This window comes from Streptomyces monashensis, assembly GCF_001866665.1.
Lineage (GTDB): Bacteria > Actinomycetota > Actinomycetes > Streptomycetales > Streptomycetaceae > Streptomyces > Streptomyces monashensis.
The window spans coordinates 26,153-46,077 of sequence record NZ_MLYO01000113.1 but is presented as its reverse complement, the minus strand read 5'-3'; the positions used below and the strand labels follow the sequence as shown (position 1 = coordinate 46,077).

Here is a 19,925-nt window from a genome sequence, read left to right as displayed (position 1 = left end):
GCGGCGGCGAGGGAAACTGTCGGCTATGAGTGAGCGCACCGCCGAGCCCCCCGAGACCGTTCTCCTGCGCCGCGGCGAGGTGCACAGCCCCGCGGACCCCTTCGCGACGGCGATGGTCGTGGAGGCCGGCCACGTCGCCTGGGTCGGCTCCGAGGGCGCCGCCGACGCCTTCGCCGAGGGTGTGGACGAGGTCGTCGACCTCGACGGCGCCCTGGTCACCCCCGCCTTCACCGACGCCCATGTGCACACCACGTCCACCGGCCTCGCCCTGACCGGCCTCGACCTGTCCGCGGCGCCCTCGCTGGACGCGGCCCTCGCCCGGGTCCGCGAGTTCGCCGCCGCCCGCCCGGACGACCGCGTCCTGCTGGGCCACGGCTGGGACGCCGCCCGCTGGCCCGGTGGCCGCCCGCCGACCCGCGCCGAGCTGGACGAGGCCACCGGCGGCCGTCCGCTGTACCTCTCCCGCATCGACGTCCACTCCGCGGTCGTCACCACCGCCCTGCTCGACCTGGTCCCCGGCGGTCTCCCGCGTACGGACGCCCCGCTCACGAAGGACGACCACCACGCCGTACGCCGGGCCGCGTACGCCGCCGTCACCCCGGCCCAGCGTGCCGAGGCCCAGCGCACCGCCCTGGCCCGCGCGGCCTCGCTCGGCATCGGCACGGTGCACGAGTGCGGCGGGCCGCAGATCTCCTCCGAGGACGACTTCACCGGCCTGCTCGCGCTCGCCGCCGAGGGGTCCGGTCCGCGGGTCGTCGGCTACTGGGCCGAGCGGGCCGACGAAGGCGTGGCCAGGGCGCGCGAACTGGGCGCCGTGGGCGCGGCCGGTGACCTCTTCGCCGACGGCGCCCTCGGCTCGCACACCGCCTGCCTGCACGAGCCGTATGCCGACGCCGCCCACACCGGCACCGCCTACCTGGACGCCGAGGCCGTCGCTGCCCATGTCGTCGCCTGCACCGAGGCGGGCCTGCAGGCCGGCTTCCACGCCATCGGCGACGCCGCCGTGAGCGCCGTCGTGGAGGGCGTGCGCGCCGCCGCCGAGAAGCTGGGCCTCGCCCGCGTCCGCGCCGCCCGCCACCGCGTCGAACACGCCGAGATGCTCACCCCCGAGACGGTCGCCGGCTTCGCCGAGCTGGGCCTGATCGCCTCCGTGCAGCCCGCCTTCGACGCGCTGTGGGGCGGCGAGGACGGCATGTACGCCCGGCGGCTGGGCGCGGAGCGGGCCCGCACCCTCAACCCGTTCGCGGCCCTGCTGCGCGCCGGCGTGCCGCTCGCCTTCGGCTCCGACAGCCCGGTCACCCCGCTCGATCCGTGGGGCACCGTGCGCGCCGCCGCGTTCCACCGCACGCCCGAGCACCGGGTCTCCGTGCGCGCCGCGTTCACGGCCCACACGCGCGGCGGCTGGCGGGCCGTGGGGCGGGACGACGCGGGGATCCTGGTGCCGGGTGCCCCCGCCGACTACGCCGTCTGGCGCACCGACGAACTGGTCGTCCAGGCTCCTGACGACCGGGTGGCCCGCTGGTCGACCGACCCGCGCTCCGGCACCCCCGGCCTCCCCGACCTCACCCCGGGCCGCGACCTGCCGGTCTGCCTGCGTACGGTGGTGGGCGGACGAACGGTGTTCGTACGGCCGGGCGAGTGATCTACCGGGGTGGCGCGGCGCCGGCCGGTCGCCTCCGCCGCGCCGCCCGACCTGCGCATCCTCCCAGGCCGGCCCGGCGCCCCGGCCGTCGTGGCCGGTCCGAGGGGTGTTTGACAGTCGGCGCCCACGGGCCGGTAGGTTCGTCCGAGTCCACCACCGGACGTCCGACCGGGGAGCGTTCACGCAACTCGCCGCAGCGCCGCTGGGTCAGGGACGGTGTGCCGCACCGGGCACCGTCACTGGGAGCCAGGCTCAGCGCCCGCGCCGACGAGGGAACGTTCCGGCCGGTCGGCAAGGTGTGACCCGGGTGGGGCCCGGCGCTCAGTAGACAACGGCTTTCGGTCGATCCGCAGCCAGCGGGTCCCAGGTCGGCCCGAAGGGCGCCGGGCCTCCATCCGCAGGGGGCCGCAGGGGTGCGCAAGGGTCACAGGTGGCGTAAAGATACTCAATGCCCACCGTAAAGGTGCCGAAAAACGCGTTCTTACCCCACTCTTGTGGAATCGACACCACGATACGAACGATGTCGGTGCGACCGGCCAGGCCACGGCCACTATGGTGGGACCCCTGCGTACGACCAGAAGGGGCAGCAGTGAACGACGGCGACGGGACCCTGGACGCCAACACCCAGGGGAGGCAGTTCGGTCCGCTCGGCACGGCCTTGGTGATCATTCCGACCTACAACGAGGCGGAGAACATCAAGACCATCGTCGGCCGGGTACGCAAGGCCGTCCCCGAGGCGCACGTGCTGATCGCGGACGACAACAGTCCCGACGGCACCGGCAAGCTCGCCGACGAACTGGCCGCCGAGGACGACCACGTCCAGGTGATGCACCGCAAGGGCAAGGAAGGCCTCGGCGCCGCCTACCTCGCGGGCTTTCGCTGGGGCATGGAGCACGACTACGGCGTGCTGATCGAGATGGACGCCGACGGCTCTCACCAGCCCGAGGAGCTGCCGCGGCTGCTCACCGCCCTCAAGAGCGCCGACCTGGTGCTCGGCTCCCGCTGGGTGCCCGGCGGCCGGGTGGTCAACTGGCCCAAGTCCCGTGAGTTCATCTCGCGCGGCGGCAGCCTTTATTCCCGCATCGCCCTCGACCTGCCGCTGCGCGACATCACCGGCGGCTACCGGGCCTTCCGGCGCGAGACGCTCGAGGGCCTGGGCCTGGACGAGGTCGCCTCGCAGGGCTACTGCTTCCAGGTCGACCTCGCCCGCCGCGCGGTCAGGGCCGGCTACCACGTGGTCGAGGTCCCGATCACGTTCGTCGAGCGCGAACTCGGCGACTCCAAGATGAGCAAGAACATCCTCATCGAAGCGCTGTGGCGGGTCACCGCCTGGGGCGCGGGCGACCGTGTCGCCAAGCTCAAGGGCAAGCGCGCCTAGCACGTATCGGACGGCCGGGGCGGGCCCACCCTCCCGGGCCGACCGACCCCTTATCCCGCGCTGAGGGGCCGCCAGGCACACTGGGAGCATGACGACTGGCGCTCCCACCTCCGCGTACACCACCCGGCCCCGGCGCTCCCGGCTGCGCAGGTATCTGCCGCTGGGGGTCGCCGCGTGGCTGGTGCTGGAGATCTGGCTGCTGACCCTGGTCGCGGGCGCGGCCGGTGGTCTCGCCGTCTTCCTGCTGCTCGTCGCGGGCCTCGTCGGCGGCTCCGTGGTCATCAAGCGGGCGGGCCGCCGCGCCTTTCAGAGCCTCAACGAGGCCTTGCAGCAGGGCGGTTCCCCGGCGCGCGGCGGCGGCAACGGACTGATGATGCTCGGCGGTCTGCTGCTGATGATCCCCGGCCTCGTCTCCGACGTGGCCGGTCTCCTGCTGCTCCTGCCGCCGGTCCAGAAGGCCGTGAGCCGTTTCGCGGAGAGCGCCCTGGAGAAGCGGCTGCGTGCCGCGGCCCCGGGCAGTCTGGGCGACGCCTTCCAGCAGGCCCGTATGCACCGGCCCGACGGCAAGGTGGTGCAGGGCGAGGTCATCCGCGAGGACGGCCCGGGGCACCGTCCGGAGCCGGGGGAGCAGTACCCGCCCCTGACGCGCTGAGCCGGTCCCGCACCCACGCGAAAGCCGCGGGCGCCGTACGTGAGATTCACGTACGGCGCCCGCGGCTTTGTCGTCTGCTGCGTTATGCGGACTTACGGCTGTCCCGAGGGTGAACCGCGATGTTCATCGCCCCCGAGCGCAGAACCGCCAGGCGCTCCTCGAGGACCTCTTCGAGTTCCTCACGGGTACGCCGCTCCATCAGCATGTCCCAGTGGGTACGCGCGGGCTTGGCCTTCTTCTCCTCAGGGCCGTCGCCGTCGACGAGGAGTGCCTGGGCCCCGCAGACCTTGCACTCCCACTCCGGCGGGATCTCCGCCTCGACCGAGAAGGGCATCTCGAAGCGGTGCCCCTTCTCACATGCGTACTCCACGGCCTGGCGCGGGGCCAGGTCGATACCGCGGTCCGTCTCGTAGCTGGTCACCACGAGGCGCGTACCGCGAAGAGCTCGCTCACTCATGAATCGTGCCTCCCGGGCTTGTCGCCCACAGGACAGGTGTCGCTGTCGTCGTCATCCGGTCAACGTCCGGTCGGCGGTAAAGATTCCCGTTCCGAGTCCCGTTCCGGGTCATGCGTCGCCGTCGTAGCCGCCCCTTGTTGTACCCACCAGCGCCCGGTTTGTCACATCTGCTAGCAGATGTCACCCAGCGTTTCGGCATCTTTGACGCGCAGTAACGGTACGCCTGGCAGGCCAAACGCGTACACTACCGCCCTTTCGCCCTGAGCGCTAAATCCGCGTTAGATCTTCTCCGGGACGGGGTTCCCGGCCTCGGCGATCGCCCGCCGCACCGGAACCCGGGCGAGCAGGGCGAAACCGATCACGAAGAAGGCCACCAGTGAGATGATCGCGGAGCGATAGCTGCCGGTCATCTGGTACGTCACGCCGAACAGCAGCGGCCCGAGCCAGCTCATCCCGCGGTCGCTCATCTCGTACGCCGAGAAGTACTCGGCCTCCTTGCCGGGCGGCACGAGATGGGAGAACAGCGAGCGGGACAGCGCCTGGCTGCCGCCGAGGACCAGGCCGATCCCGGAGGCCAGCACGAAGAAGAACACCGGCGCCTTCGCGGGCAGGAAGTAGCCGGCTGCCAGCGTGAGTGTCCAGGCCACCAGCGAGCCCAGGATCGTGCGCTGCGCGCCGTACGTCCGCGCCAGCCGCCCCATTGCCAGCGCCCCGGCCACGGCCAGCACCTGCACCAGCAGCACCGCCACGATGAGCGTCGACTGCCCGAGCCCCAGCTCCTGCGAGCCGTAGACCGAGGCCTGGGAGATCACCGTCTGGATGCCGTCGTTGTAGATCAGGTACGCCAGCAGGAACGACAGCGTCAGCGGATGCCGGCGCATGTCCCGGACCGTCGCCGCGAGCTGGCGCAGCCCGGGTGCCGTGGTGCGCTCCACGCGCGTGTGCCGGTCGCGCAGCCGGCTCAGGGGTACGAGCGTGAACGCGCCCCACCACAGGCCCGCCGCGGCCAGGCAGATCCGTACCGCCTCCGTCTGGGACAGCCCGAAGGAGCCGTGTGCCGAGTACAGCACCAGGTTGGCGACGAGGACCGTGGAGCCCGCCGCGTAGCCGAAGGCCCAGCCCCGTGAGGAGATCGCGTCGCGTTCCTCGGGCGGGGCGATCTGCGGCAGGTACGAGTTGTAGAGCATCATCCCGACGGACTGCGCCGCGTTGGCCACGACGAGGAGCACCCCGCCGAGCAGATACCGGTTCCCGTCGAGGAAGAACATGCCCGTGGTCGCGGCCGCCCCGGTGTACGCCGCCGCGGCGAGCAGGGGCTTCTTGCGGCCCGTGCGGTCGGCGGCGCTGCCGACCAGCGGCATCAGCACCACGGCCACGATCACCGAGAGGGACACCGAGTAGGCGAAGAAGGAGCCCGCCCGGACCGGCACGCCCAGCGGATGCACGTAGCCGCCGGAGTCCGCGGCCCGCTCGGCGACCGAGGTGAGGTAGGGCCCCAGGAACACCGTCAGGACGCTCGTCGAGTAGACCGAGCAGGCCCAGTCGTAGAAGTACCAGCCGCGTTGCTCGCGCCGGAGGGCGGCGGTCTCGTCCGCAGCCCGTGTGCGCACGGTGTCGGTTTCCACCCGTGCCCTCGCTTTCCCCGCTGAACTGCGAAGGCTCGGGCCGCCGCGGAGCCGGTCAGGCCCAGACGCCGCGGTCCTCCATGACCTTGCGCAATGTGTCGATGTGATCGGTCATGATGCCATCGACACCGAGGTCCAGGAGCCGGTGCATGCGTTCCGGTTCGTTGACCGTCCACACGTGCACGTGCAGTCCGCGCGCGTGGGCGGCGCGCACGAAGCGCTGGTCGACCACCGGTACGCCCGACTGCGCCTCGGGCACCTGGGCGGCGACGGCGGAGCGGCGCACGGCGGCCGGCAGACCCCACGAGCGCAGCCGCAGGCTGAGCACCCCGCGCGTGCCGAACGAGGTCGCGAGGCGCGGCCCGGCCAGCCGCTGGGCGCGCAGCACCCGTGCCTCGGAGAAGGAGCCGACGCAGACCCGGTCCCAGGCGTCCGTGCGCTCGATCAGGTCCAGCAGCGGCCGCAGGGCGGGCTCCGCCTTGACGTCGACGTTCCAGCGGACCTCGGGGAAGGTGTCCAGCAACTCCTCGAACAGCGGCACCGGTTCACGCCCGCCCACGCGCGCGTGCCGCACGTCCTCCCACGGCAGGTCCGCGATCCGGCCCGCCCCGTCGGACACCCGGTCCAGGGTCGAGTCGTGGAAGGCGACGAGGCGGCCGTCCGCCGTGGCGTGCACATCGGTCTCGATGTACCGATAGCCCATCTCCACCGCGCGGCGGAACTGCGCCACGGTGTTCTCGATGCCGTCGGCGGCCCCGCCCCGGTGGGCGAAGGGGATGGGGCCGGGGTGGTCGAGGTACGGATGGCGCTTGGCCGGTGTCGTGAGGCTCACGGACGCAGTATCACTCGTTCCGGTGTCGCTTCGGCAACGACCGTGCTGCGTGCCGACTCCGCCGGGATGGCGAACACCCGCAGGAAGAGCTGGGCGAGCGGGCCGATGGCCACCGCGTACAGCACGGTGCCCACGCCGATCGTGCCGCCCAGGAGGAAGCCGGTGACCACCACCGCCACCTCGATCGTCGTCCGCACCAGCCGGATCGAGCGGCCGGTGCGCCGGTGCAGCCCGGTCATCAGGCCGTCGCGGGGACCGGGGCCGAAGCGCGCGGAGATGTACAGGCCGGTCGCGGCGCCGTTCAGCGCGATCCCCGCGAGCATCAGGGGGATCCGTACGGCGAGGGAGCGCGGGTCGGGGATCAGCGCGAGCGTGCCGTCCATGGCGAGGCCGATGGCGAAGACGTTGGAGACCGTGCCGAGTCCCGGGCGCTGGCGCAGCGGGATCCACAGCAGCAGCACCGCCGCGCCCACGATGATCGACACCACGCCGATGGTCAGCCCGGTCAGCTTCGCGAGCCCCTGGTGCAGAACGCCCCAGGGCTCCAGGCCGAGCCCCGCTGTCACGAGCAGCGCGGAACTCGCGCCGTAGAGCGCGAGGCCGGCGTACAACTGGATCAACCGCCGTACGAGACGGTCGGGAGTGGACACGAAATACCCCCCTGGGTGGTGGCAGTGGCCTGACGCATGTCACTCTGTGGCTTGGGATGACGAGTCATCCATGGCCAATTCGGGGAAGGTGGACTGATCTTCATGGCGCAGTGGACCTCTGCGATGGGCGCCGCGCAACTCGCCCGGCTCCTCAACTCCCAACAGGAGCGCCCGGCCGGTCCGGGCGCCCGCCGCCCGCCCGCGTACCGCGCCCTGGCCGACGGCATCCGGCTGCTGGTGCTCGAAGGGCGCGTGCCGGTCGCCGCCCGCCTCCCCGCCGAACGCGAACTCGCCCTCGCCCTGTCCGTGAGCCGTACCACCGTCGCGGCCGCGTACGAGGCGCTGCGCAGCGAGGGCTTCCTGGAGTCGCGGCGCGGCGCCGGCAGCTGGACCGCCGTGCCGGCCGGGAACCCGATTCCGGCCCGCGGCCTCGAACCCCTGCCCCCGGAGGCGCTGGGCTCGGTGATCGATCTGGGCTGCGCCTCGCTCCCGGCCCCCGAGCCCTGGCTGACCCGCGCCGTGCAGGGCGCCCTGGAGGAACTGCCGCCGTACGCCCACACGCACGGCGACTATCCGGCCGGGCTGCCCGCGCTGCGCGAGATGATCGCCGAGCGCTACACCGCGCGCGGGATCCCCACCATGCCCGAGCAGATCATGGTGACGACGGGCGCGATGGGCGCCATCGACGCGATCTGCCATCTCTTCGCGGGCCGCGGCGAGCGCATCGCGGTGGAGTCCCCGTCCTACGCCAACATCCTCCAGCTGATGCGCGAGACCGGCGCGCGCCTGGTCCCGGTCGCCATGGCCGAGGGCCTGTCGGGCTGGGACATGGACCGCTGGCGCCAGGTGCTGCGCGAGGCCGCGCCGCGCCTCGCCTACGTGGTCGCCGACTTCCACAACCCCACCGGCGCGCTCGCCGACGAGGACCAGCGGCGCCGGCTGGTGGACGCGGCACGCTCGGCCGGCACCGTGCTCGTCGTGGACGAGACGATGACCGAACTGTGGCTGGACGAGGGCCTGGGCGTGGCGGACATGCCCCGCCCGGTGTGCGGGTTCGACCCGGCGGGTTCCACGGTGATCACGGTCGGCTCGGCCAGCAAGGCGTTCTGGGCGGGCATGCGCATCGGCTGGGTGCGGGCGGCGCCGGACGTGATCCGCAGCCTGGTCGCCGCCCGGGCGTACGCCGACCTCGGCACCCCGGTGCTGGAACAGCTCGCCGTCAACTGGCTCTTCAGCGCCGGGGGTTGGGAGCAGGCGGTGGACCTGCGCCGCGCTCAGGCCCGGGAGAACCGGGACGCGCTGGTGTCGGCGATCCGGCGTGAACTGCCCACCTGGGAGTTCGAGGTGCCGCAGGGCGGTCTGACCCTGTGGGTCCGCGCGGGCGGTCTGTCCGGTTCCCGGCTCGCCGAGGCGGGCGAGCGCACCGGAGTCCGTGTCCCCTCCGGCCCCCGCTTCGGCGTGGACGGCGCGTTCGAGGGCTATGTGCGGCTGCCGTTCACCGTCGGGGGAGCGGTGGCGGAGGAGGCGGCGGTACGGCTGGCGGCCGCGGCCCGGCTGGTGGAGACGGGGGCGACGGGGGGCGTGGAGGCGCCGCGGACGTTCGTGGCCTGACGCCTCCTGGGCGGCTTTGCGGGGCGGTGCTGATCGCGGGATCCCCTACGCGGTCTCCGCCCTCATGGCCTCGGCGCTCGCCGCGGGCTTCGTCAGATCCGGCGGTTCCGGCGGCTGGGCCTCCACCACCGCGGTCCGGGGCGGCAGCAGGTCCAGCACCGCCGCGCTGTCGGCGTCGCTCGTGGCGTCGTCGTACGGGTCCGGGGTGCGCGGCACCTGGAGGCGGTGCACCGGGCCGCAGCCCAGGCGGGCGTAGCCGCGGCCGGGCGGGACGTGGCTCGGCGGTGTGGTGTGCGGCGGAGCGCCGAGGACCGCTTCCACCTGACGGGGTGTGGTGGGACCGAGGACGACACGCGCGTGCGTGTGCTGCCGCACCACGTCGCTCAGCGCCTCCGCGCCGTCGAACTGCTCGGCCACCACGACGGTCACGCTCGCCGCACGGCCGTGCCGCAGTGGGACCTGGAGCAGGTCCTGCGGGTCCGGGCGGTCCTCCGAGGCGGCGAGGTGGGCGAGGACGGCCGGGCGGTCGAGGAGGATCCACAGCGGGCGGCGGGTGTCCGCCGGCGGCGGGTCGCCCGCCTGCCGGGCCAGGTTGATGGTGATGAGCCGGCGTTCGGTCTCCTGCGCGGCCCACTCCAGGCTCGCCAGGGCGCCGGGCAGCGCGCACTCCACGGCCAGGACGCCGTCCCGGCCGGTCAGGCACGTGTACTCGCCGGTGCCGCCGCCGTCGACGATCAGAACGTCGCCGTACCGCAGCGCCTGGAGCGCGAGGGAGCGCAGCAGGGTCGACGCGCCGCTGCCCGGCCGGCCCACGGCCAGCAGGTGCGGCTCGGTGGAGCGCACGCCGGTGCGCCAGACGACCGGCGGGACGTCGATCTGTTCGTCGCCGTGGGTGAGGGGAAGCGTGCGCTGGACCTCGCCCGGGTCGGTGAAGCCCAGCACGGTCTCGCCCGGCGCGGTGACGAAGTGCTGGGCGGCGATGTCGGTGGGCAGCGGGTCGAGGACGGTGACGGTGAGCTGGTTGCCCTCCTCGTCCCACCCGAAGCGGTATTCGCGGCCACGTCCGGCCTTCGCGGTGAGCAGGTGCTCGATCCGCGCGCGGGCCTCGGGCTCGCCGTCCGGGAAGTAGGCGGGGTAGCGGAGCACGAGGTGGCCGACGCGGCCGTCGTCGTCGAACTCGTGCTCTGCGAAGGCCTTTTCCCACTCCCCGCCGTGCGTGTACAGCGGGGCGGGGTCCTCGGGGTCGGTGAAGTACGGCACCAGGGCCTCGTAGAGGGACTGGAGCCGCTCGATATGGGACTCGTCCGGCCCTTCGGGGACGGGCTCGGTGCGGTCGCGGCCGTGCCAGGCCGCTGCCGCCGTCACGGACACGACGGCGAGCAGCGGGCCGTACGGCGCCAGCGCCACGACCAGGACCACGGCTGCCACCAGGAACAGCAGTGGCCCGCGCCTGTCCTCGGGCGTGTCCGCCCACTTGCGCTGGCCGGCCGTGGCCAGCCGGCGCATCCCGCGCGTGACGGTGATCAGCGGGTGGAGGACGTCGGTGGCACTGTCGGCCGCCGTCCGGGCCAGCTCCCGGCTCCGGGCGAGCTGCATCCGGGCGATCTGGGCGCTGTCCTTGCTCAGGATGCGGGGGAGAGGGCGCCGGGCCACTGCTGTCTCCTGATGGTGCGGGCGGGACACGGGATGGGTCAGAACTTGATGCCGCCGAGGAGGCTCGCCAGGCTCTCGCCGCCGGCCTTGATGCTCGGGGCGATGCCCGTGCTGGCGAGATAGAAGCCGAACAGGGTCGTCACGGTGGCGTGTGTGCCCTTCAGTCCGTCCTTGCGGAAGAACAGGAAGACGACCACGCCGAGAATGATGACGCCGGACATGGAAAAGACCATTTGAGGCCTCCTGGTGTCGAGAGGGGACAGTCACCATGAGTTGTTCCAGGATCACAGAATGTGTCCATATGATAAAAGGTGCAAATGAGTGAAATCAGATTGATTTCCCTCGGTTGACGGAGCGGGTTCCGCCCGGTCGGCCGGGGCCGATGCTCCGAGTGGGGGTGTGAACGCGATCTTCACCCCGGGCACATCGGGTCATGTGCCCCGCGAGCCAGTACGCTGACGATTCACTCGTACGGCCGTGTTCCACTCGCTGCCGTACGCTCCCTGCACATCACCGAAGTTTCCAGGAGAGGCGGTCCGGCCGATGAGCGAAGCCCCCGACCCCGAGGTCGTGGAGCTGGCGACCAAGATCTTCGATCTGGCCCGGCAGGGGCAGACCGAGGCGCTCGCGGCGTACGTCGACGCGGGTGTTCCGGCCGACCTCACCAATGACCGAGGCGACTCCCTGGTGATGCTCGCCGCTTACCACGGCCACGCGGAGACGGTGCGTGAACTGCTCGTGCGCGGCGCGGCGGCGGACCACGTCAACGACCGGGGGCAGACCCCGCTCGCGGGAGCCGTCTTCAAGGGCGAGACCGAGGTCATCAAGGCGCTCCTGGCGGGCGGGGCCGATCCCGCCGCGGGCACGCCCTCCGCCGTCGACACCGCGCGCATGTTCGGCAAGACGGAACTCCTGGAACTGTTCGGCGCATTCTGACGTACATGTCCTGACCAGGCACGACACACAAAACGGGGGAGGCGGTACAAGGCCGCCGGAAATACGGTCGCGGCAGCACACACCGCGGGTCATCATGACGACGTGATTCACGGACGCGATGGCCGGGCAGGTGTTGCCGCACCGCGCGGGCCGTGATGCGGTCCGCATGGGCCACCGACGAGAGGCAGAGAGAAATGGTCTACAGCAAGCAAGAGACGGCGGGCGCTCCGACGTTGTGTCACGCGGCCAGGTAGTTCGTGTTCCCCGGTTGCGTCGACGCTTGATGTGAGGCTGTTTCCCATGTTCGATCCGTTCATAGCGCCGAGCGGTACGCTGCTCGGCCTGTTGCAGCGGGGCCGCGGCGACGGCACGCTGCACGCGCTCACCGCGCCGCGCGCGGAAGCGCTCGCGGCGCTGAACCAGTGCGTGCTGCGCGATCCCCGCCAGGACTGGCAGGTGGAGAACCGCTCGCTCTACTACGCGCGCCTGTACCTCGACCTGAATGGCGAGCTGGACGCGATCGCGGCCCACCTCTTCGGCCCCGAGGACGTCCTCGACACCGACGAGTCCCGCACGGGTCTCGCCCTCGCCGTGCTCGGGCACCTCGCCTCCTACGGCAGACTCGACGCGCTCGAACTGCTGCGGCGGTACGCCGCCACGGGCAGCAGCTGGGCGTGGGCCCTGGACGAGCTGGCCCTGCGGGACGACGACGCGGGCCTGCGCGCCCTCGCCGCCCCCGTCCTGGCACGCTTCGGCACCGACCCCGAGGGCGAGGCCGAGCTGGCCGCCGCCGTCCGGGACGCCTTCGAGCCCCGGCCCTGGCGGCTGTGGGCGGAGGATCCGCGCGAATCGATCGCCACGCGTGTGCGTGCCGCGCAGGAGACCGGCTGTTTCGACCGCTGGCAGCGGCAGATGCAGCCGACCGGTCCCCGGCCGGGCTGGAGCGTGCGCGCCGTCTTCGAGTGGGCGCAGGCGGGCATGGACCGCGGCGCCGCACTCCATGTGCCGGCCGCCCGCTGTCTGGTGGCCGTGGCCGGCCCCGAGGACCGCGCGGAGATCGTCCAGGCCGCCCGGACCGGCACCGACGGCGCCCGCTGCACCGCGCTGCGCTACCTCGCCGACGGCAACGACGCCGAAGCCCTCGATCTGATCGAGGCCGCGGTCGCCGACGGCACCACCGTCGTAGTGGAGGCCGCCGTCGACTCCTTCGAACGCATGCGCAGCGTCGCCGCCGTCGACCGTGCCCGCCGCTGGGCCCAGCGCCCCGACCCCCTCGGCGCCGCCGCGGGCCGCATGCTCGCCTGCCGGGGCGGCGCGCGCGACAAGGACCTGGTCCTCGGCGCCCTGCGCGAGGCCGTACGCGGCGAGGGCCCCGACGCGCCGACCCTGTGGACCCTCGTCGACGGCGCCGGACGCCTCGGCATCGCCTGCGCCGCCCCCGTCCTGCGGCACGTCTACCGCGAGACGGCCTCCTCCCACCTGCGCGGCCGCGCCGCCCACGCCCTGGCCGCCACCGACCCCTCGTTCGCCGCCGGCTTCGCCGTCGAATGCCTGTGGGACTGCGAGGAGACCACCCGCGAGATCGCCGCCCGGCACGCCGAGACCGGCGACACCCGGGTCGTGGAGCGCCTGCGCCGCCTGGCCGCCGATCCGGCCGAAGAGGCAGAGGTCCAGACGGCCGTCCGCAGCCGCTTCGGCCCCGACACCGCCGGCGGCTGACCCCCCCACGCGCGCGTACGGAACGGGCGGACGACCGCCCGCCGGGTGAACACCGGATGACCCGCGGGTCAGGCGGCCATGACGGCCGTCTGACCCGCTCGGGTGCGCAGCCCAACGCTCACAGGACGTTCCCCGAGCGGAAAGATCGACGTTGACGCGGCCACTTCCAGCGCGGCGACAACACCCGTATGCGTGTCGTCATCGTGACCGAATCCTTTCCCCCCGATGTGAACGGCGTGGCCCACTGCGCGCTCCAGACCGCCCGGCACCTCGTTGATCGCGGTCACTCCCCGCTCGTCGTCGCGCCGGCCCCCGCTCCCGGCAGCGCTCCGGACACGGACGCCCCGTGCCCGGTCGTCCGCGTCCCTTCCCTCCCCCTGCCCGGCTACCCCCAGGTCCGCGTCGCCCTGCCCAGCCGACGCCTCGCCGCGGCCCTCCTCCACCACCGCGCCGACCTGGTCCATCTCGCCAGCCCCTTCGTCCTCGGCGTCCGCGGCATGGCCGCCGCCGCCCGGCTCGGCATCCCCGCCGTCGCCGTCTACCAGACCGATCTCGCCGGGTACGCGCGTACGTACATGGGCGCCGGGGAAGCGGCCGCCTGGCGGCGGATCCGCTCCGTCCACTCCGCCGCCAACCGCACCCTGGCCCCCTCCAGGGCCGCCCTCACCGACCTCGAGGCCCACGGCGTTCCCCGGGTCCGGCTGTGGCCGCGCGGTGTGGACACCGTACGTTTCAAGCCAGAACACCGGGATGAGGCCCTGCGCCGCGAACTCGCCCCGCACGGCGAACTGATCGTCGGCTACGTCGGCCGGCTCGCCCCCGAGAAGCACGTCGAACTCCTCGCCGGGGTCTGCGGGCTGGAGGGCGTGAAGGTCGTGGTCGTCGGTGACGGGCCGAGTCACGTCCACCTCACCGAGGCGCTGCCCGGCGCCGCCTTCCTCGGCCGCCGCACCGGCCACGACCTCGCGAGGATCTTCGCCTCGATGGACGTGTTCGCGCACACCGGCCCCTTCGAGACGTTCTGCCAGACCGTCCAGGAGGCCATGGCCAGCGGCGTCCCGGTCGTCGCGCCCGCCGCGGGCGGCCCGCTCGACCTGGTCGCCCACGAGCGCACCGGACTACTCGTCCCCGCGCTCGACGCCGCCGCCCTGACCGAGGCCGTGTGCACCCTGGTCACCGACCCCGACCGCCGGATCGCCTACGGCCTCGCCGCCCGCACCATGGTCGAGGGCCGCACCTGGGCCGCCGTCGGCGACCAGCTGATCGGCCACTACGGCGACGTCCTCGCGGCCCGGAAGACGGCGGTGGCGGCATGACCGGCACCGGCTCCTCCCTGCGCATCGTGCGCCTCGCCAACTTCGTCGCCCCCGCCTCCGGCGGCCTGCGCACCGCCCTGCGCGAACTCGGCAAGGGCTTTCGCGCGGCCGGCCACGAACCGGTGCTGATCGTGCCCGGCGAACGCCACACCGACCAGGACACCGAGCAGGGCCGCGTCATCACCCTGCCCGGCCCGCTGCTGCCCGGCACCGGCGGTTACCGCGTCCTCACCGACAAGCGGCGCGTGGCCGCCGTCCTGGAGGAGCTGGCCCCGGACCGGCTGGAGGTCTCCGACCGGACCACCCTGCGCTGGACCGGCCGCTGGGCCCGACGCGCGCGCGTGCCCGCCGTGATGGTCTCCCACGAGACCGCCGACGGCGTGCTGCGCACCTGGGGCCTGTCCGAGAACCTCTCCTGCAGGGCCGCCGACGCCCTCAACACCCGCACCGCGCACGTCTACTCGCGGGTGGTGTGCACCACGGAGTTCGCCGAGCGCGAGTTCGTCCGCATCGGCGCGCGCAACGTTGTACGCGCCCCCCTGGGGGTCGACCTGATGCAACGCCACCCCGCGCTGCGCGACCCCGCCCTGCGCGAGCGCCACGCGCGCGGGGACGAGGCGCTGCTCGTGATGTGCTCGCGGCTCTCCGTCGAGAAGCGTCCCGGCACCGCCCTCGACGCCCTGGAGGCGCTGCTGCGGCGCGGCCGGAAGACCGTGCTCGTGGTCGCCGGGGACGGACCGCTCAAGGCCCGGCTGGAGCAGCGCGCGCGGGAGCGCGGGCTGCCGGTCACCTTCCTGGGCCACGTATCCGACCGGACCCTGCTCGGGGCGCTCCAGGCGTCCGCCGACATAGCCCTCGCCCCCGGGCCCGCCGAAACCTTCGGGCTGGCCGCACTGGAGGCCATGGCCTGCGGCACGCCCGTCGTGGCGAGCGCCTCCTCGGCGCTGCCCGAGGTGATCGGGTCCGCGGGCGCGACCGCGGCCGACCACGGCGAGGCCTTCGCGGACGCCGTCGACATGCTCCTGGAACGCGGCGAACGCGAGCGCCGCGAAACGGCACGCGCGCGTGCCGAGTGCTTCGGGTGGGGTACGGCCGTGGAGGCGTTCCTCGCCGCGCACGACGCCCCGGTGACCGCGCCCCGGCGCGGCGCCGTCCCGGAGGGTGTGGCATGAGAGCCGTCCGCTTCGTCGCCCTCGGTGACTCGCTGACCGAGGGCGTGGGCGACCCCGTCGGCACCGGCTGGCGGGGCTGGGCCGCGCTGCTGGCGCCGTCCCTCGCGGGGGAGGTGGAATTCACCAACCTCGCCGTCAGCGGGGCGCAGACCCGGGACGTGGGGGAGCGGCAGCTCCCGGCCGCCCTCGCGCTGCGCCCGGACGTGGCCTGCGTGGTCATCGGCGTCAACGACACGCTGCGCCACACCTTCGACATCCGCGCGGTGGCCGCCCGCCTCGACGAGGCCTACGCCGCCCTCACCCGGCAGGGCGCCACCCTGCTCACCGCCTGCCTGCCCGACCCCGGCGCGATGCTGGGGCTCCCCGGCGCCCTCGCCCGCCCGCTGGCCCGCCGGCAGCGCGCGGTCAACACCGTCGTGCACACCTTGTCCGAGCGTTACGGCGCCGTCCACCTGCACGCGACGGGCGGCACCTGGATCACCGACCGGGCCCTGTGGAGCGCGGACCGGCTGCACCCGAGCGAGCGCGGGCACCGGCAGTTCGCCGCCCGCTTCCACGCCCTGCTCGCCGAGGTGGGCCGGGCGAGCGGTCAACCTCCCTCGCCCGAGCCGGAGTTCCCCGCGCCGACTCGCGCGGCGAGCCTGCTGTGGCTGGCCACCGCCGGTACCGGGTGGGTGGTGCGGCGGTGCAAGGACCTGCTGCCCCAGCTGCTGCGTCTCGCCGCCGACGAGGTGCGCCACCAGGCCCGCGGGACCAGCGCCCGGCTCGACCGGAACACGTCGGCGGAGGTGTCCGCGGCCCTGGCCGCCCTGCCGGAGCGCACCGGCGCCGCCGACGGGGCACAGCTGCGCCGTATCGTCGTGAACCGCGCCGGAGCGCCCGGCGGTGCAGGCCACCGCGCGGGGACGTCGACGCCGGCGTCCCACCGGGAGGACGCGGAGGTGGCGGCGAACGGGGTCGGTTAGACGCGGTCGACCACGTATCGTTCAACGATCCGACAATGCCCATGTTGTCTCGTTCCGCTTGTCTGCGATTGAATTCCCGGCATGGCAGAGCAGCTGACGGGACTGGCGGGCGACCGGGCCCTCCTCGGGCGTACGAGCACGGCCGAGCGCGTGTCGGACATCCTCCGCAGCCGTATCGCCGACGGGTACTTCCCGCCCGGCACACGGCTGTCGGAGGACGGCATCGGCGGGGCGCTCGGGGTCTCCCGCAACACCCTGCGCGAGGCCTTCCGGCTGCTCACGCACGAACGCCTGCTGGTCCACGAGCTGAACCGGGGCGTGTTCGTCCGGGTCCTGACCGTCGAGGACGTCGAGGACATCTACCGCGCGCGCACGCTGGTCGAGTGCGCCGTCGTCCGCGGGCTCGGCGAGCCGCCGTACCCGCTGGACGGGCTCGCCGCGGCCGTCGCCGAGGGGGAGACGGCGGCCGCCGCGACCGACTGGAAGGCGCTGGGCACCGCCAACATCCACTTCCATCGCGAACTGGTCGCCCTCGCCGGCAGCGAACGCACCGACGAACTGATGCGCAGCGTCTTCGCCGAACTGCGGCTCGCCTTCCACGTCGTGGACGATCCGCGCCGGCTGCACGAGCCATACCTCGCCCGCAACCACCAGATCCTCCAGGCGCTCCGGACCGGTGACCGGCTCGCAGCGGAGGAACTGCTGGAGACCTACCTCATCGACTCGCTGGAGCGGGTGGTGGAGGTGTACCGGCGCAGGGTCGGTGAGGAGAGCACCGGGCTCTGTTGAGCCACTGTGACGCCCGTCGCTTCTGCGTCGTTTGGGTCGATGTCAGACCGAGGACCTAGTCTGTGCACCGTGACTTCACCCGCATCGACGGACCGTGTTCCGCCCCAGCTCAGCGCCGCGGCGCGCCCGGCTCCGGGCCCGGCCGCCGACGAGGGGCTGGCGCGGCGGCTGCGCGCGCTCGCCTGCACGGCGCCGTTGCACGACCTCGACGCGCGCAAGGTCAACCTCGCCGGTGAGTACTCGGTGTACGGAATGGCCGAGGTGGCCCTGGCCGCCATCGACCTCGTCACGCTCAACATGGACTTCGACACCGGCGCGGACCACGAGCAGATCGTGGCCCGGCTGATCCCTCGCATCGCCGCCCAGGCCCCGCAGCGGCCCACCGGCGAGCACGAGCGCGTGGCCCGCTGGGTCCTGGAGAACCTGATCAACGTCGGCAGCGTCGACCGCGGCTTCCGCGCCGTGTACGGCACCTTCGGCCCGGACGGCACGTACGTCCGCCGGGACTACGACTTCAAGCTGATCGAAGAGGTCCCCGGCCCCGGCGGCACGGTCTACCTGCGCACCACCGACGAAGCGGTCAACGTCCTGGTCGGCGCCCTGGACACCGACGTCACCAGTGCCCAGATCGCCGCCGAGGTCAAGCTCGAAGTGCTGATCAACCGCGGCCGGCTGGCCGACGCCCAGCTCGCCGCCGAGCAGGCCCGCTACCGCACGGTGCAGTACTCCGAGACCCTGCGCCGCGCCCTGGAGGCCACCCGGCGCAACGTCCGCGCGGTCGACTGGCTGAACTCCGTACCCGACATGATCGCCGAGGCCCTGGACCACGTGGCGGACCGCTACCGCCACGAGAACGCGATCCTCACCAACATCCGCAAGGCCCGCGACGAGACCGAGGAGCCAGAGCACAAGCGCCGCGCCGCCGAGCTCGTCGACATCGTCAAGGACTGCATCCGGCGGCACACCCAGCTCCAGTCCCGCCTGCTGGAGGCGGGTCCGCTCTTCCGCGCCGAGCAGGACCGGCAGGCCTTCGCCACCCCGGCGACGACGTCCGGAACGGATCTGTACGGCCATCTCGTCGCCCCCGTCCTGCCGCTGCCCCTGGAGCAGGCGATCCGGGTCACGGACGCCTTCTTCGCCCAGGGCACAGGGCTGCGCACGCCGGTCTCCGTGCGCGTGGCGGACCTCGTCGACATACTGCTGACCCCGCCCGTCGAACGGGAGCACCTGGGCGCGGAGATGCCCGAACCCGACCTGATCGCCACGCCCGACGACAGCCGGTTCAGCGAGGAGCAGCTCGTCGCCGCGACGGAGCTGCTGGACCTCCCGGCCGACGCACCGCGCAGGCTGTCCGGGCTGCTGGCCGAGGCCCGCCGCACCGGCGACCCCGATCTCGCCTATCTGGTCGCCCTGCTGGCGGTGCACGCGGCCAGCCCGGCCGTCGGCACCGCGTACCGGCAGGGCGAGGAGAAGCTGCTGTTCGCCGTGGACGACGGGACCGAGCTGGACGATCCGGAGTTCGGCGGGGCGGACCTGATCGTGGGCACCGCGCTGCTGGACGCGGCGGGGATGGCGGCGGACCGGACGGAAGCAGCATGACCGAGCAAGCACGCGACAAGGAGCCGAAGCCGTGACCGAGCACGTCGACTGGAGTGAGCCCGAGCCCGCCGCCGCGCCGGCCGGTGCCTCCCTCACCCCCGCCGACGCCGCCGACGCGGCGCGGCTCGTCGCCTTCGGCCTGCAGCCCAAGGTGCAGCCCGCACGCGACCAGGAGTACACGGAGCTGTTGCGCCGCTACCGCGAGGACCCGGCGTTCGCGCGGCTCGCCGACGCCGTCGCCGCCGGACTCGGCCTCGTCGTGCTGGAGGTGTCCCCGCGCGCGGGGATGGCCGTGACGGCCGCCGAGGACTCCCTCTTCGCCGTCCGCATGGGCGACTACGCGCGTCGCACCGCCGCCGACTCCGGTGACCGCTTCCTGCACGGCCTCGCCCATCTCGCCGCCGCCGCACTGGCGTTCCCGCGCCCCGAGGACCTGGCCGACGACTCCTACATCGGCCGCGTCACGGTCAACGGAGTCGACGCCTTCGTACGGCAGGCCTGCCGGCGCCTGGAGGAGCGGGCCGAGCAGCAGGGCGAGAACACCGACCCGGCGACCGACGCGCCCGGCCTGGAGGCCGCGTGGCGGATCTGGGCCAGACGCAGTGCCACCGGCGCCACGAAGGACGCCCGCCGCCCCGCGGCCTCCACCACCGGCATCGTCGCCAAGGCCCTCGTCTTCCTCACCGACTCGGGCTTCCTCCAGCGCACCGGCGACGACGGCGGCGGCACGTACCGCACCACGGCCCGCTACCAACTCCAGGTCCGCGACATGGCCGGCGCCGCGGCGATGGCCGAACTGCTCGACCTGGGCATCGTCCCGGTGACCGACGGCACGGCCAGCCTGCTGCCCGCCGAGGACACCGAGGACCTGGAGCTGGTGGCCGACGCCGGACTGCCGTTCCACTCCTGAGGCCCGCCGGGCCCCGCCA

The 19,925-nt window shown here is 73.3% G+C and carries 18 protein-coding genes; 12 read left to right on the top strand and 6 right to left on the bottom strand.

Translation table 11 applies throughout. The annotated features are described in order from the left end of the window. The first annotated feature begins 25 nt into the window (after nt 1-25). The 3 genes from BIV23_RS42740 (at nt 26) to fxsA (ending at nt 3,672) form a co-directional block, all read left to right on the top strand. A complete protein-coding gene (locus BIV23_RS42740; RefSeq protein ID WP_071386388.1) occupies nt 26-1,642 on the top strand; it encodes an amidohydrolase in 1,617 nt (538 codons plus the stop codon). Between the two features lie 589 nt (nt 1,643-2,231). After that, nucleotides 2,232-3,020, top strand: coding sequence for a polyprenol monophosphomannose synthase (locus BIV23_RS42735; RefSeq protein ID WP_071375086.1), 789 nt, complete (start codon nt 2,232-2,234; stop codon nt 3,018-3,020). Between the two features lie 88 nt (nt 3,021-3,108). Further along, a complete protein-coding gene (gene fxsA / locus BIV23_RS42730; protein ID WP_071386387.1) occupies nt 3,109-3,672 on the top strand; it encodes an FxsA family membrane protein in 564 nt (187 codons plus the stop codon). Between the two features lie 82 nt (nt 3,673-3,754). Here the strand turns inward: fxsA and BIV23_RS42725 are convergent, their stop codons facing one another. The 4 genes from BIV23_RS42725 to yczE all read right to left on the bottom strand — a co-directional run bounded on the left by BIV23_RS42725 (nt 3,755) and on the right by yczE (nt 7,236). Next, nucleotides 3,755-4,129, bottom strand: a complete 375-nt coding sequence (locus BIV23_RS42725) for an RNA polymerase-binding protein RbpA (RefSeq protein ID WP_003977404.1) — start codon at nt 4,127-4,129, stop codon at nt 3,755-3,757. Nucleotides 4,130-4,407: 278 nt separating this feature from the next. Further along, nucleotides 4,408-5,754: an MFS transporter gene (locus tag BIV23_RS42720; RefSeq protein WP_071386386.1), complete on the bottom strand. Its 1,347-nt coding sequence runs from the start codon at nt 5,752-5,754 to the stop codon at nt 4,408-4,410. Between the two features lie 55 nt (nt 5,755-5,809). Continuing rightward, nucleotides 5,810-6,586: a glycerophosphodiester phosphodiesterase family protein gene (locus BIV23_RS42715; protein WP_071386385.1), complete on the bottom strand. Its 777-nt coding sequence runs from the start codon at nt 6,584-6,586 to the stop codon at nt 5,810-5,812. Further along, a complete protein-coding gene (gene yczE, locus BIV23_RS42710) occupies nt 6,583-7,236 on the bottom strand; it encodes a membrane protein YczE (protein ID WP_071386384.1) in 654 nt (217 codons plus the stop codon). Before yczE ends, BIV23_RS42715 begins: the two co-directional genes overlap by 4 nt. A gap of 102 nt (nt 7,237-7,338) precedes the next feature. Between yczE and BIV23_RS42705 the strand changes: the two genes are divergently transcribed. Beyond that, complete coding sequence (locus BIV23_RS42705) at nt 7,339-8,847, top strand: SCO1417 family PLP biosynthesis transcription factor (protein ID WP_071386383.1); 1,509 nt, start codon at nt 7,339-7,341, stop codon at nt 8,845-8,847. 45 nt (nt 8,848-8,892) lie between these two features. Here BIV23_RS42705 and BIV23_RS42700 read toward each other — a convergent pair whose 3' ends face one another. Further along, a complete protein-coding gene (locus BIV23_RS42700; RefSeq protein WP_071386382.1) occupies nt 8,893-10,500 on the bottom strand; it encodes a P-loop NTPase family protein in 1,608 nt (535 codons plus the stop codon). Between the two features lie 38 nt (nt 10,501-10,538). After that, nucleotides 10,539-10,733: a hypothetical protein gene (locus BIV23_RS42695; RefSeq protein ID WP_071375079.1), complete on the bottom strand. Its 195-nt coding sequence runs from the start codon at nt 10,731-10,733 to the stop codon at nt 10,539-10,541. A gap of 310 nt (nt 10,734-11,043) precedes the next feature. Here BIV23_RS42695 and BIV23_RS42690 point away from each other — a divergent pair, with 310 nt between their 5' ends. From BIV23_RS42690 to BIV23_RS42655, 8 genes are all read left to right on the top strand, one after another. Beyond that, entirely contained in the window at nt 11,044-11,436 is a 393-nt protein-coding gene (locus BIV23_RS42690; RefSeq protein WP_071386381.1) for an ankyrin repeat domain-containing protein, read from the top strand. Nucleotides 11,437-11,736: 300 nt separating this feature from the next. Then, the gene (locus BIV23_RS42685) at nt 11,737-13,155 is read left to right on the top strand and encodes a hypothetical protein (RefSeq protein ID WP_071386380.1); all 1,419 of its coding nucleotides are present in this window, start codon (nt 11,737-11,739) and stop codon (nt 13,153-13,155) included. Between the two features lie 188 nt (nt 13,156-13,343). Further along, nucleotides 13,344-14,471, top strand: a complete 1,128-nt coding sequence (locus tag BIV23_RS42680; protein ID WP_071386379.1) for a glycosyltransferase family 4 protein — start codon at nt 13,344-13,346, stop codon at nt 14,469-14,471. Further along, entirely contained in the window at nt 14,468-15,643 is a 1,176-nt protein-coding gene (locus BIV23_RS42675; protein ID WP_071386378.1) for a glycosyltransferase, read from the top strand. Before BIV23_RS42680 ends, BIV23_RS42675 begins: the two co-directional genes overlap by 4 nt. Beyond that, complete coding sequence (locus tag BIV23_RS42670) at nt 15,640-16,608, top strand: SGNH/GDSL hydrolase family protein (RefSeq protein ID WP_079173768.1); 969 nt, start codon at nt 15,640-15,642, stop codon at nt 16,606-16,608. Before BIV23_RS42675 ends, BIV23_RS42670 begins: the two co-directional genes overlap by 4 nt. A gap of 81 nt (nt 16,609-16,689) precedes the next feature. Beyond that, nucleotides 16,690-17,397, top strand: coding sequence for a GntR family transcriptional regulator (locus BIV23_RS42665; protein WP_071386377.1), 708 nt, complete (start codon nt 16,690-16,692; stop codon nt 17,395-17,397). Nucleotides 17,398-17,466: 69 nt separating this feature from the next. After that, a complete protein-coding gene (locus BIV23_RS42660) occupies nt 17,467-18,996 on the top strand; it encodes a hypothetical protein (RefSeq protein ID WP_071386376.1) in 1,530 nt (509 codons plus the stop codon). Nucleotides 18,997-19,027: 31 nt separating this feature from the next. Beyond that, nucleotides 19,028-19,906 carry a hypothetical protein gene (locus BIV23_RS42655; RefSeq protein WP_071386375.1) on the top strand — a complete coding sequence of 293 codons (879 nt, stop codon included), beginning with the start codon at nt 19,028-19,030 and terminating at the stop codon, nt 19,904-19,906. The last annotated feature ends 19 nt before the right edge of the window (nt 19,907-19,925 follow it).